Annotated in this window: 11 protein-coding genes; all 11 read right to left on the bottom strand. The window is 29.8% G+C overall.

Annotated features, from left to right (window positions below):
• Positions 1-3: 3 nt before the first annotated feature.
• The 11 genes from QK892_RS10510 to QK892_RS10460 all read right to left on the bottom strand — a co-directional run bounded on the left by QK892_RS10510 (position 4) and on the right by QK892_RS10460 (position 14,012).
• Entirely contained in the window at positions 4-264 is a 261-nt protein-coding gene (locus tag QK892_RS10510) for a stage V sporulation protein S (RefSeq protein WP_016206312.1), read from the bottom strand.
• A gap of 201 nt (positions 265-465) precedes the next feature.
• Positions 466-2,019: a ribonuclease Y gene (rny, locus tag QK892_RS10505; RefSeq protein ID WP_394855022.1), complete on the bottom strand. Its 1,554-nt coding sequence runs from the start codon at positions 2,017-2,019 to the stop codon at positions 466-468.
• 300 nt (positions 2,020-2,319) lie between these two features.
• Positions 2,320-3,360: a recombinase RecA gene (gene recA, locus QK892_RS10500; protein ID WP_317273502.1), complete on the bottom strand. Its 1,041-nt coding sequence runs from the start codon at positions 3,358-3,360 to the stop codon at positions 2,320-2,322.
• A gap of 167 nt (positions 3,361-3,527) precedes the next feature.
• Positions 3,528-4,118 carry a CDP-diacylglycerol--glycerol-3-phosphate 3-phosphatidyltransferase gene (pgsA, locus tag QK892_RS10495; protein ID WP_317273501.1) on the bottom strand — a complete coding sequence of 197 codons (591 nt, stop codon included), beginning with the start codon at positions 4,116-4,118 and terminating at the stop codon, positions 3,528-3,530.
• On the bottom strand, positions 4,102-5,439 hold the full coding sequence (gene rimO, locus QK892_RS10490) for a 30S ribosomal protein S12 methylthiotransferase RimO (protein WP_317273500.1): 1,338 nt from the start codon (positions 5,437-5,439) through the stop codon (positions 4,102-4,104). Before rimO ends, pgsA begins: the two co-directional genes overlap by 17 nt.
• Before the next feature lie 82 nt (positions 5,440-5,521).
• Positions 5,522-7,918 (bottom strand): DNA translocase FtsK, encoded by a 2,397-nt coding sequence (locus QK892_RS10485; RefSeq protein WP_317273499.1) that lies wholly within the window; start codon positions 7,916-7,918, stop codon positions 5,522-5,524.
• A 154-nt stretch (positions 7,919-8,072) separates the two neighbouring features.
• On the bottom strand, positions 8,073-8,804 hold the full coding sequence (locus tag QK892_RS10480) for a ClpP family protease (RefSeq protein ID WP_317273498.1): 732 nt from the start codon (positions 8,802-8,804) through the stop codon (positions 8,073-8,075).
• Positions 8,805-8,851: 47 nt separating this feature from the next.
• On the bottom strand, positions 8,852-10,054 hold the full coding sequence (gene dapG / locus QK892_RS10475; protein ID WP_317273497.1) for an aspartate kinase: 1,203 nt from the start codon (positions 10,052-10,054) through the stop codon (positions 8,852-8,854).
• An 18-nt stretch (positions 10,055-10,072) separates the two neighbouring features.
• Positions 10,073-10,399 carry a YlmC/YmxH family sporulation protein gene (locus tag QK892_RS10470; protein ID WP_317273496.1) on the bottom strand — a complete coding sequence of 109 codons (327 nt, stop codon included), beginning with the start codon at positions 10,397-10,399 and terminating at the stop codon, positions 10,073-10,075.
• A gap of 65 nt (positions 10,400-10,464) precedes the next feature.
• Positions 10,465-11,772 carry a M16 family metallopeptidase gene (locus tag QK892_RS10465; protein WP_317273495.1) on the bottom strand — a complete coding sequence of 436 codons (1,308 nt, stop codon included), beginning with the start codon at positions 11,770-11,772 and terminating at the stop codon, positions 10,465-10,467.
• A gap of 131 nt (positions 11,773-11,903) precedes the next feature.
• The gene (locus QK892_RS10460; RefSeq protein WP_317273494.1) at positions 11,904-14,012 is read right to left on the bottom strand and encodes a polyribonucleotide nucleotidyltransferase; all 2,109 of its coding nucleotides are present in this window, start codon (positions 14,010-14,012) and stop codon (positions 11,904-11,906) included.
• Between the last annotated feature and the right edge of the window lie 33 nt (positions 14,013-14,045).

Below are 14,045 nucleotides of genomic sequence, written 5' to 3'. Positions count from 1 at the left end.
ATATTATCTTGGTTGAACGATTAGTTTTATTGCTGTTCTTTCTTCACCATCAATTTCTATATCAGTGAATGCTGGGACACAAACAATATCTTTTCCGCTAGGGGCAACGAAGCCTCTTGCTATAGCAATTGCTTTTACCGCTTGATTTATAGCACCTGCTCCTACTGCTTGGATTTCTACTATATTTTTTTCTTTAATAATGGCAGCTAATGCACCTGCCACAGAATTTGGATTAGATTTTGTTGAAACTTTTAATACTTCCACTTGTCTTTACCTCCTAGATAAAAATCGTTTACAATTATTCAAGAACTTACTCTTGCTATTTATATATTCTATATGCTTTTGTAAAATCCTTCTTTATTTTCAAAATAAATATTAAAAAAATTGAAAATATTTATTTTTTTAAAAATATTTTTGAAAATTAAAAATAAAGTACATTTTGCTTATCGCAAAATGTACTTTATATTATTTAGCATAATCTACTGCTCTTGTTTCTCTAATAACATTAATTTTAATCTGACCTGGATATTCTAATTGTTCTTCTATATTTTTAGCTAAACTCCTAGCTAATTCTACAGATCCAGCATCATCTAATTGGTCTGGTTTAACCATAATTCTAATCTCTCTACCAGCTTGAATTGCATATGACTTCTCTACACCTTCATAAGAATTTGCAATTTCTTCTAGCTTTTCTAATCTCTTAATATATGCCTCTAATGTTTCTCTTCTAGCACCTGGTCTTGCTGCTGATATTGCATCAGCTGCTTGAACTAATACAGCTTCTAATGTTAACATTTCAACATCTCCATGATGAGCCGCAATAGCATTTGATACTACTTGTGATTCTCCATATTTCTTAGCTAAGTCTCCACCTATAACAGCATGACGACCTTCGTCTTCTTTTGTTGCTACTTTACCAATATCATGTAATAAACCTGCTCTCTTAGCTAGACTTACATCTAATCCTAATTCAGCAGCCATAACACCAGCTAAGTATGAAACTTCAATTGAATGCTTTAAAACATTTTGTCCATAACTAGTTCTATACTTTAGTCTACCAAGTAATTTTATTATTTCTGGGTGAACTCCATGAACTCCAGTTTCTAGAGTTGCTTGTTCTCCTTCTTCTTTGATATCATTCTCGACATCTTTAGTAGCTCTTTCTACCATTTCCTCGATTCTAGCTGGATGAATTCTACCATCCACAATTAACTTTTCTAACGCTATCTTAGCAATTTCTCTCCTTACAGGATCAAAACTTGATAAAATAACAGCTTCTGGAGTATCATCTATAATTAAATCTACTCCTGTTAATGTTTCAAGAGTTCTGATATTTCTACCTTCTCTACCTATAATTCTACCCTTCATTTCATCATTTGGAAGGGCAACAACATGTACTGTTGATTCTGATACATGATCAGCTGCGCATCTTTGAATGGCAGTTGTTATAATTTCTCTTGCTTTCTTATCTGCTTCTTCTTTAGCTCTAGCTTCTATGTCTTTGATCATAATAGCAGTCTCATGAGTTATTTCTCTTCTAACTTCACCTAATAGGATTTCTCTAGCTTCATCAGTAGATAAAGATGCAACTCTTTCAAGTTCTTCTCTCCTCTTAGAATATAGTTCCTGTACACTTGCTTCCATTTCATCGATTTCTTGTAATCTCTTATTTAGAGCTTCTTCTTTCTTTTCTAAAACATCAGCTTTTTTATCCAAAGATTCCTCTCTTTGGATTAATCTTCTTTCAAGTCTCTGAATTTCATTTCTTCTTTCTCTTGAATCTCTGTCTAAATCGTTTCTAAGTTTATGAACTTCTTCCTTAGCTTCTAATATTGACTCTTTCTTAGTTGCTTCTGCTTCTCTTTTAGCATTTTCTAAAAGGCTTTCAGCTTCTTTTTCCAAGCCATCTATTTTCTTTTTAGAAGCATTTTGTATGGCTTTATATAGTACTATACCTAATACAGCTAATACTATAACATCAATTATTATTATTATTGTACCTATCAGAATTCTATTCATAACAACACCTCCTCCATTCATATAAACAATTCTGCTTAAATGAAAATGTAGAGGTATCATACTTAATCTAACTGATATATAAAATTTGATAAAACCAGTATTTGTTATTATTTTATATTAAAATTAAAATTATGTCAAGTTACTTATATGATACATCATGACAGTTGATATCAAATTATTTAATATTTTTAAGTTTCAATTTTTATATTAAAACTTAAAAAATCGATAGTATAATAAACTATACTATCGATTATATTATTATCATATTTATATAATAATATTCAAAGTAATAATATTATATTACTCCTTACTACCATTTAATTCAACAGCCACTTCTTGCATTATAGGTAGTTCATACTTCGTTCTAATCTTATTCTCTATATCTAATGCAACTTCTGCATTATCCTTTAAGTATTGCTTAGCATTTTCTCTTCCTTGCCCTAATCTTATGTCTCCATAAGAGAACCAAGCACCACTTTTTTGTACTATTCCTTCTTTTACTCCAACATCAACTATATTACCAGTTCTTGATATTCCTTCATTATACATTATATCAAACTCTGCTTGTTTAAATGGAGGAGCTACTTTGTTTTTCATTACCTTAACTCTTGTTCTGTTTCCTACTATGCTTTCCCCTTGCTTAATAGAATCTATTCTTCTTACATCAAGTCTTATAGATGCATAGAACTTTAATGCTCTACCACCAGTTGTTGTCTCTGGATTTCCAAACATAACACCAACTTTTTCTCTTAATTGGTTAATAAATATAGCTACACATCCAGTTTTTTGGATAGTTCCTGTTAATTTTCTTAAAGCTTGTGACATAAGTCTTGCTTGCAGACCTACGTGAGAATCTCCCATTTCACCATCTATTTCAGCTCTTGGAACTAAAGCTGCAACCGAGTCAACTACTATAACATCTATAGCACCTGAACGAACTAAAGCTTCTGCAATTTCAAGACCTTGCTCTCCTGTATCTGGTTGTGAAACTATAAGATTTTCTGTATCAACGCCTAAATTTCTAGCATAACTTGGATCTAAAGCATGTTCAGCATCGATAAATGCAACTGCTCCGCCTCTTTTTTGTGCTTCAGCTGCAATATGAAGTGCAACAGTTGTCTTACCTGAACTTTCAGGTCCATATATTTCTATTATTCTTCCTTTAGGGACTCCCCCTACTCCTAAAGCTATATCTAAATCAAGACACCCAGTTGAAATAGCTTCAATATTTAATGAGCTATTTTCTCCTAATTTCATAACTGATCCTTTACCAAATTGCTTTTCAATTTGACTCATTGCATTTTCTATAGCTTTTAGTTTATCCATATCTATATTTCCCATATAGCACCTTCCTCTCTATAAGAACACTTGTTCTGTATTTAAATTATAAATCAAATATTGACTATAGTCAATATAGTTTATGCTTATATTTATATTTTCGTAATAAGAGTTCCAACTACTGGAGATGGAACTCTTATTAATTATATCCAATTTTAAACAATTGTAAACTATCTATTAGTATTTATTATGTTAATATTCTTTTTAAAATAATCATATCCTGATACTATAGTCATTATTACTGCTAAAAGTAATAATACTTTTGGTCCATAATTTATTATCTCTTTAAACATATCATTATTTTGTATAAATGACATTAAATATTCCGATGAACCTATATTAACTTGTATTAATAATGCTATTATAGCAGCTATTTGAGTTACAGTTTTAATTTTTCCCCACATACTAGCTGCAATTACCTTACCTTCAGATGCCGCTATCGTCCTAAGCCCAGATACAGCAAACTCTCTAGCTAGTATAATTACTGTTGCCCATGCTGGAACAACTTGCAGTTCTACTAATGATATTAAAGCAGCTGTAACTAAAAGCTTATCAGCAAGTGGATCCATAAACTTACCAAAGTTCGTAACTTGATTTCTACTTCTTGCTATATAACCATCTAATTGATCTGTTAATGAAGCAATTATAAATATAAATGTTGCTATAAAAGTTCCATATGGAATATTTTTTACTGCAATAAAGATCAAAAATAAAGGAACTAATAATATTCTTAACATAGTTAGCTTATTTGCTAAATTCATCACATATCTCTCCCACTAAATCATACTCTAAAGCCTCTGTAATCTGTACCTTCACTATATCACCTTTTTTGATATTTTCAGCATTATGAATTAATATACTTCCATCAATTTCAGGTGCCATTTCTGAGCTTCTTCCAATGAAAAATTTTCCTTTTCTACCTTCTATAATAGTATCATAAACTTTTGATATTTTCAATTTGTTTAAGTCCTCTACTATATTTTTTTGAATTATCATTAGTGCTTCTTGTCTACGTGATTTTATATCTTCATCCACTTGATCAATCATATTAGCTGCTGGGGTTCCCTCTTCTTTAGAATATTTAAATACTCCAACATTTTCAAGTTTATAATCTTTTAAGAAATCGCATAACTCATTAAAATCTTCTTCTGTTTCACCAGGAAATCCTACTATCAATGAAGTTCTAAGTGCTATACCTGGAATTCTTTTTCTAAGCTTCTCTATTATAGCAATTATAGTCTCTTTATTTGTTCTTCTTGCCATTTTTCTTAGAATATTATTGCTTATATGTTGGATTGGTATATCTAAATATTTTACTACCTTTTTATTATTAGCCACTTCTTCAATTAACTCATCAGTAATCTCTTCAGGATAACAGTAAAGAAGTCTAATCCATTCTACACCATCTACTTTTGAAATTTCATTTATTAATTCGTGTAGTTTGTTTTCTTTATATATATCCATTCCATAATAAGTTAAGTCTTGAGCTATAAGTATAATTTCTTTAACTCCATTACTTGCAAGCATGTTAACTTCTTCTAATATAGCTTCTTTTGTTCTACTTCTAAATTTACCTCTTATTTTAGGGATTATACAATAAGTGCAGTAATTATCACACCCTTCTGCTATTCTTACATAAGCTGTATGTTTATCTGTAGTAAGTAGTCTTATTCCTTCATTAATATTATCATCACTATAATTTGCAGCAAATAATTTTCTTTCACCCTTAATAAAATCAAGTATTAACTTATGAATTTTCATATAATCATTAACACCCATAAGTATATCTATTTCAGGCATTAGCTCTAAAAGTTCTTCCCCATATCTTTGTGTTAAACATCCAGTAGCTATTAACATTTTACATTTATACTTTTTCTTATATTCAGCCATTTCAAGTATAGTATCTATAGACTCTTGCTTTGCGCTTTCTATAAAACCACATGTATTTACTATTATAATTTCAGCCTCTTTAGGATCATTTGTTATTTCATAAAATTTATTAATAGTTCCTAAAATAAGTTCTGAATCCACTCTATTTTTATCACAGCCTAAGCTTACCATACCAACTTTATATTTTTCCAAATTATTTCCTCCTAAGTTTTAAAGTTTACTCATTTTACCTAAGTTTTATTTTAATGTAGAAAAATAATATTTACAAGTTTTTTTAATCTTGAATATTCAGTTGCTCTTTACTTACCAATATTTGTCTTGGTCTACTTCCATCTTTTTCAGATATTATTCCTCTTTCTTCAAGTTCATCCATTATTCTTGAGGCTCTATTAAATCCAATTCTAAGTTTTCTTTGTAAAAAAGAAGTTGATGCCTGATTATATTCTACAACTACTTTTATCGCCTCATTAATAAGTTCATCACCATCATCATTATCTGATACCTTACCATTATCTTTGCTTTCATTTTCAATATGTTCAATTATTGATTCTTCATATTCATTTTCTTCTTCATTCTTAATAAAGCTTACTACTTTTTCCACTTCTTCTTCAGATATAAATGCTCCTTGAACTCTTATAGGTTTATTTTCACCTATTGGGTAATAAAGCATATCTCCTTTTCCAAGTAACTTTTCAGCTCCAGTTTGATCTAAGATTGTTCTTGAATCTATTCCTGAAGAAACAGCAAATGAAATTCTAGATGGAATGTTTGCTTTTATTACTCCTGTAATAACATCTACAGAAGGCCTTTGAGTAGCTATTATTAAATGCATACCTGCTGCTCTTGCCATTTGAGCTAATCTACAAATGTAATCTTCCACATCATTCGGGCACGCCATCATTAAATCTGCAAGCTCATCTACGATTATTACTGTATATGGTAACTTTTCTTCTATTAACCCTTTATCAAATAATGCGTTATAACTCTCTATGTTTCTTACAGCTGCTTCTGCAAAAAGTTTATATCTTTTATTCATTTCATTTACAGCCCAATTTAATGCAGCTGCTGCTTTTTTAGGGTCAGTTACAACTGGTATTAATAAATGTGGTATTCCGTTATATACGCTAAGCTCGACTACCTTTGGATCAACCATTAAAAGTTTAACTTCTTTTGGACTATATTTATATAATAAACTTACTATTAATGTATTTATACATACTGATTTACCAGAACCAGTTGCCCCTGCAATTAGCATATGTGGCATTGTCGCTAAATCTCCAACAACACATTTACCAGCTATATCTTTTCCTAATGCAAAAGCTAACTTTTTATTTGTATTTATAAATTCATCTGAATCTAAAACTTCTCTTAGAAATACAGCTGTTTGCTTATCATTTGGAACTTCTATACCTATTGCTGCCTTTCCTGGAATAGGAGCTTCCATTCTTACCCCACTAGCTGCAAGCCCTAATGCTATATCATCTTGGAGATTTACTATCTTAGATACTTTAACTCCTGGACTTGGTTGCAACTCAAACCTTGTTACTGATGGTCCTTTTGTAACTTGTATAACTTTAGCATCAACTCCAAAATCATTTAAGATTCCTACTAACTTCCCTGCATTCTCTATTAACTCTTTTTTATCTTCACTTTTTAATTTTGTTTTGCTATTAATATTTAATAATTTTGTTGAAGGATGAATATAAACCCTTTCTTCTTTTTTTTCTACAGTGAGGCTTTCTTCAATTTCTTTACTTACTACTGCCTTAACTGCATTATCTAATTTTTCTTTTTTCTTATTTTTTTCATCATACGAATATTGATTATTATTTCCCTGTTTCTCGTCGTTATATACCTCTATATTAAATTGATTATTTTCTCTTAAGTTATCTATTGATTTATTATTCTCATCAACAGAAGCTTCAAGCATAGTATCTTCTAATGAAGAGTTTTTCATAAAATCTAAAATCTTTATCTTATTGTTTATTCCATTAATAAATTCTTCTCTTTCTTTCTCATCAACTTTTGGCACAACTTCTATTAATGGAACTCTTTCTTTGTTCTTATTTTCATTTACTTTATTAGGTTTATTCTTAATTTCTTTTTTGAATTTGTCTTTAAATAATAATGCAATATCATGTAGAGTAACATCAGACATAATGATAATGCCGATTGCTATTATTGCTAAATATAAAATATATGAACCTATAAATCCAATTAACTTACTCAATGGATAAGTTACTATATGTCCTAAAAGTCCTCCGTGAATTCCATCTGTTTCTATTATCAATTTCCATGTTTCAGAAAAGCCTTCATTAACTTCTAATATATGAATACTCCCTGTTGCACAACCTAATGTAATTGAAATGATGATTAACGTCAATCCAAAAACTCTTCTTGATATTTTTATATTTCCTTTTGAAACAATAATACAAAATCCAAAATATATTAAATATAATGGAAGAATAAAAGCACTAACTCCTATCATTTTATAAATCACTTCTCTAGATATTGTAGATAATGCTCCTGCCCACTTTGTATATACAGCAATTGATAACAATATACCTACTGCTATATATATTACACCTTTAATATCTCCGTTATCTTTATTATTCTTTTTCTTACTCGTGTCTTTTTTACTGCTATTCTTTTTTACTTTACTTCTAGACACAAAATCACCTCGCCATTTTCCCACTTTTTGTATGTCAATTCTTTACATAATATTATTATAAACATAATAAAAAAAAAAGCAATTTAAATAAAGCTTCTATTACTTAAATTGCTTAATCAATGATTATAATATATGTTTTTTATGTATAAAGTTATTATTCCTTCTCATTTTCTTTTTCTTCGATTAATTCCCTTAACTTACATAGTGCATCCTTTATTCCACCTTCTTCATCTATAAGTCCACATTCCACCGCTTGATTTCCTATTAAAATAGTTCCCATATCATTAAGTAATTCATCAGACTTTAACATCATTTCCTTTAATTCTGCTTTATTTATTTTTGAGGTTCTTACTATAAAGTTATCTATTCTTTCCTGCATTTTTTGGAAGTAATTAAAAGTTTGTGCTACTCCAATTACAAATCCATTCATTCTAATTGGATGAACTATCATTGTGGCAGATGGGGTAATAAATGAATAACTTGATGAAGTTGCTAGTGGTACTCCAATTGAATGCCCTCCACCAATAACAATTGAAACTGTAGGCTTTGATAAAGAATTTATCATTTCAGCTATTGCAAGTCCTGCTTCAACATCTCCTCCAACAGTATTTAAAATTATTAAAACTCCCTTCACTTTATCATTTCTCTCCATAGAAATTAGTTGTGGAATTACATGTTCATATTTAGTTGATTTAGTTTGTGCCGGTAAAACTTGATGTCCTTCAATCTGGCCAATTATAGGTAATATTTGAATACTTTCATCTTGAGCTGTACCATTTGCATTACCAAACTCTACAATTTCTTCTCTTCTTTCTTTGGCCTCTTTAAGTTTTTCTTCTTCTATATCATCATTTTCGTTCTTTAACTTCTTATAATCTTCAAACATAACAAAATCCTCCTGTACATTAATATTTTGTACAAGAGGATTTTATTTTATTCACCTAAATTAAATGCATTATGAAGTAAATTCAAAGCTCTATCTACATATTCTGATTTTATTAAACACCAGATAGTCATATTAGAATCGGCTGTTTGAAGAATTTCTATAGAATTTTCCACTAAAGCATTCATTATTTTAGCCATTATTCCCGGAACTCCTCTCATTCCAATCCCGACTATCGCTATAGTACTACAGTTATCTGTAAACTCATAACGAATGTTAATTTCATTTAAAACTTTTTGAAGTACTTCTTTTCTACTAGAATCAATTGTGAATATTTGCTCAGTAGGAAAAATATTAATTAAATCTAAACTTATTTCACTCTTAGCAAGTATATCCAATAAATATCTATAATTATCATTATCTTTATTATCTTTTAGTCTAACCGTTACTTGAGTTCTATTATTTAAATGAGTTATACCTGATAATATTTTATTACTATTTAAATTCCCTTTATTATTAATTAAAGTTCCATTACAATTATTCATAGTATTTTTAATTAATATAGGTATATTAGCTTTTCTTGCACAATCAACTGCTCTAGGATGTATAATCTTAGCTCCTTGATCTGCTAATTGAAAAATTTCATTATAGCTTATTGCAGGAATCAAAGTAGCATCTTTTACAATTCTAGGATCTGCAGTCATTATTCCATCTACATCTGTATATATTTCTATCTTTTCAGCACTTAATGCTTCTCCTAATATACATGCAGATGTATCACTTCCACCTCTACCTAAAGTAGTAAAATACCCTTCTCTTGTGATTCCTTGGAATCCTGCCACAATTGGAACTTTACCTAATTTTATTACACTTAAAATATTTTCAACATTTGTGCAAATTAATTCAGCATTAGAAAACTCTTCATTAGTTATGATACCTGCCTGACCACCAGTAAGTGGAACTGCTTCTATGCCAGAATTTATTAATACATTGCTCATTACAACAGTACTTATCATTTCTCCACAGCACATAAGCAAATCTAAAGCTTGTAGGTTATTTTTTTTAAAATTATTATCTACTAAGGATAATAGGGTATCTGTAGCGTAAGCTTCTCCTTTTCTACCCATTGCTGATACTACTAAAACAGGAGAATAGCCTTTTTCTAAGGCATTCTTAACTTTAGAAACCACCTTGTTTCTTCTATCCTCTGTAGAAACTGAAGTTCCTCCAAACTTTTGTATAATTATTCTCAAGCAATAACCTCCCTAAGTTTATGCTCTTGCCCTTTTAATTTTTTCTTTATCGGCAGAAACTACAATTACATTAGTCCCTATCTTTGTAATGCAGTTCCACGGAATTTCTACATACTCCCTGCTACCAAAAAATCCAAACTTACTTCCAGCAACAGCAGCAACTATAAATTGTAAATTACCATTTTCATCAATAACGAAATCTAATGATTCTTGAGTATCATATTTTTCTGCTTCTTCTGTATTAAAAATTTCATATCTTTCCAAATCGCTTAATAACCTATATTTTGATTCTCTTTTTACTTCTTCTTCATAAAAGCTTTCTTTTTTTCTATCACCTTTAAACATAAGAACACCTCCATACCATCTTATGTAAATCATATGATAGAAATATTTAATTTATTACTTACAATTTAAACTCTTAAAATCTCTTCCTTAATAGAATTATCATAAGCTTTTATGTTAGGTTCTATAATTTGATTTAGTTTTTCATAATCTATATCTTGACCTACATAAGCTGAACTTATTATCCCTGGTTTAAAGCATGTATCTAATACATAATTTATGTCATCATTATTTATATTGTTAATTTTTTTTATGACTTCTTCTTGAGTTCTAATTTTATTTTGTAACAACATATTTTTGGCATTTGAAAACATTCTTGATGAAGTGCTTTCAAGACCTAAGATATAATTAGCTTTAATCTTTTCTTTATTTATTTCAAGCATATCATTAGATATGCCTTCCTTAGCAAATTTCTTAAGTTCTTTGTTTATAACATCTAAAGCTTTTTCTGCAGATTGCTTACTTACACCTGTATAAATGTTATTTATCCCAACACCTAAATATGGATGTCCATATGAATATATAGTATAGCAAAGTCCTAGCTCTTCTCTGACTTTTTGGAATAGAATTGAAGATGCTCCTCCTCCAAAAATATTATTAAGCAATACTAGAGAATAAGCTTTTTCATGAGCATATGGTAATCCTTTTAATGCTAAGTTTATATGAACCTGTTCAATTTGTTTATTCGTATATTTACTTTCATTTAATAAAATTGGTTTTTCATAAGTAGGAATATAATCATTATCCCCTTCCCAGCTACCAAAGTTTTCTTCAAGAATTTTTAATAATTCTTTTTCATCAAATTTTCCACAAACAGATATTACTGAATTATGTGGTGCATAATGAGATCTTACAAATTTTTTAATTTTACTACTATTAAAAGATTTTATATTTTCAATACTTCCTAATATAGGATATGATAATGAATTATTTCCAAATATAGCTTTAGATTGATTATTGTCTAATACATCTTCAGGTTGGTCCTCACTCATATTAATTTCTTCGATTACGACTCCCTGCTCCTTTAATATCTCTTCATCATCGAACTTTGAATTTATAAGCATATCTGCTAGTATTTCTATAGATAGATCTAAATGTGTATTTAATGCCTTTATATAATAGCAAGTAGCTTCCTTACTAGTATATGCGTTTATCTGACCACCAACATTTTCTATTTCTTGAACTATTTCTTTAGAATTTCTTTTTTCTGTCCCCTTAAAAAACATATGTTCAATAAAATGTGAAATTCCATTAACCGATACATCTTCATTTCTAGAACCATTTTGAACCATAACCCCAACACTTATTGAATTAACGTGTTCTATATATTCGGTAACTACTCTTAATCCATTTTTTAGTTTATAAATATTATACATATTCTCTCCTTTTAATCTTAATATCGTTTATACTAATATTATTCTAATTTAATCCTTACTTATGTAATTATATTTTAAATTTTATCATATAAAGAAAAAAAGGCAATAAATTGCCCTTTACTAACATTTTATTATTCTGTTTTTTCTTCCTCTGAATTATCTATTAAAGCATCTTTTCTTGAAAGATTAATTCTTCCTTGATTATCTATTTCAGTTACCTTAACTAATATTTCGTCTCCTACTGAAACAACATCTTCTACCTTATTAACTCTTGCCTTATCTAATTTAGAGATATGGCATAGTCCTTCTTTGTTTGGAAGAATTTCTACAAAAGCACCAAAAGTAGTGATTTTAGTAACCTTACCTAAATAAACTTCTCCAGCCTTGACTTCTTTAGTAATGCCTTCAATAATAGAAATTGCTTTTTTCACTCCATCATGATCTGGTGAAGATACAAATACTGTTCCATCTTCTTTTATGTCTATTTTAACACCAGTTTCTTCAATAATTTTATTAATTACCTTACCACCAGTTCCTATTATATCTCTTATTTTTTCTGTATCTACAGTTATTATAGATGTCTTAGGTGCATACTCAGAAACTTCTTGTCTAGCTTCTGGAATACAAGATGTAATCTTTTCTAAAATTTCTAACCTAGCTTTTCTAGCTCCTATTATTGCATCTTCAATTACCTTAAAGCTTAACCCTTTAATCTTAGTATCTACTTGAATTGATGTAATACCTTCTACAGTACCAGCAACCTTAAAGTCCATATCTGCAAAGAAATCTTCAATACCTTGTATATCTGTTAATACTTCTTCTCTTGAAAGATCCTCTGAAGTTATTAATCCCATAGCTATTCCTGCGGCAGGTCTCTTTAATGGAACACCAGCATCTAATAAAGCTAAAGTACTTCCACATACAGATGCTTGAGATGTAGATCCATTAGAACTTAACACTTCTGAAACTAATCTTATAGTGTATGGGAATTCTTCTTCTGAAGGTATTAATGGTTCTAATGCTCTTTCAGCTAAAGCACCATGACCAATTTCTCTTCTTCCTGGTCCTCTTAAAGGTCTAACTTCACCAACTGAGTATGCTGGGAAATTGTAGTGATGCATATATCTTTTTGATTCTGCTTCACCAATACCATCGATTATTTGAATATCACCAACTGCTCCTAAAGTAGCAACAGTCATAACTTGAGTTAACCCTCTTGTAAATAATCCAGTTCCATGAGTTCTTGGTAAAATTCCTACCTCACAAGATATTGGTCTAACTTGATCAAATGCTCTTTCATCTGGTCTTCTATGATGATTTAAAAGCATATCTCTTACAACTTCTTTTTGTAAGTTGTATATTATTTCCTTAGCATCACCTATGGTATCAGCATACTTTTCTTCAAATTCTGCATAAACTTTTTCATTAACTTCGTCCATAGCAGCATTTCTCTCATCCTTATCTGTTATCCACATAGCTTCTTTTATCATATCGCTAGCAAATTCTTTAATTTCTGTTTCTAATTCTTCACTAGGCTTATATAACTCTGGAACTAACTTTTCTTTACCAAATTTAGCCATAGCTTCTTCTTGGAATTTAATTATATCCTGACAACTATCAAAACCAAACTTAATAGCGTTAAGCATTACATCTTCTGGTATTTCGTCCCCACCAGCTTCAATCATCATAACTCTTTCATTAGTTGCACAAACAGTTAATTGAAGAATGCTTTCTTCTCTTTCTTTAGATGTTGGATTTAAAATGAAATTTCCATCGATTAGTCCTACTTGCACAGCTGCAACAGGAGTTGTAAAAGGAATACTTGATAAGCATAAAGATAATGAGGCAGCATTAATAGCTAGAATTTCTGGTAAATTATCTTTTTCAACTGATACTACTGTACAAACTACTTGCACATCATTTCTATATCCCTTTGGAAATAAAGGCCTTAGAGGTCTATCTACTGCTCTTCCAAATAATATAGCATTTTCTGAAGGTCTACCCTCTCTTTTCACAAATCCACCCGGAATTTTTCCAACAGAATATAGTCTTTCTTCATATTCAACACTTAATGGGAAAAAGTCTATCCCCTCTCTTGGTTTCTCTGAAGCGTTTACGTTAGTTAAAATAACTGTATCCCCATAACTAATAAAAGATGCTACGTTTGATAACATACCTATCTTACCAAACTCTAATTTAAGCTCTCTACCTGCTATGGTTGTTTTCATTACATTGTTCATTTTGTAACCTCCCTTCAAGGCTCGTTATTTATC

The sequence above is a fragment of the Clostridium lamae genome, assembly GCF_033043255.1.
GTDB classification, from domain to species: domain Bacteria; phylum Bacillota; class Clostridia; order Clostridiales; family Clostridiaceae; genus Clostridium; species Clostridium lamae.
This window is presented reverse-complemented; position numbering and strand designations above follow the sequence as displayed.

Bases quoted from the DNA above. Each gene is read 5' to 3' on its own strand.
- QK892_RS10465 (WP_317273495.1), bottom strand. From the start codon at position 11,772: ATGTATAATATTTATAAACTAAAAAATGGATTAAGAGTAGTTACCGAA.
- QK892_RS10470 (WP_317273496.1), bottom strand. From the start codon at position 10,399: ATGTTTAAAGGTGATAGAAAAAAAGAAAGCTTTTATGAAGAAGAAGTA.
- QK892_RS10460 (WP_317273494.1), bottom strand. From the start codon at position 14,012: ATGAACAATGTAATGAAAACAACCATAGCAGGTAGAGAGCTTAAATTA.
- pgsA (WP_317273501.1), bottom strand. From the start codon at position 4,118: ATGAATTTAGCAAATAAGCTAACTATGTTAAGAATATTATTAGTTCCT.
- recA (WP_317273502.1), bottom strand. From the start codon at position 3,360: ATGGGAAATATAGATATGGATAAACTAAAAGCTATAGAAAATGCAATG.
- QK892_RS10480 (WP_317273498.1), bottom strand. From the start codon at position 8,804: ATGTTTGAAGATTATAAGAAGTTAAAGAACGAAAATGATGATATAGAA.
- rny (WP_394855022.1), bottom strand. From the start codon at position 2,019: ATGAATAGAATTCTGATAGGTACAATAATAATAATAATTGATGTTATA.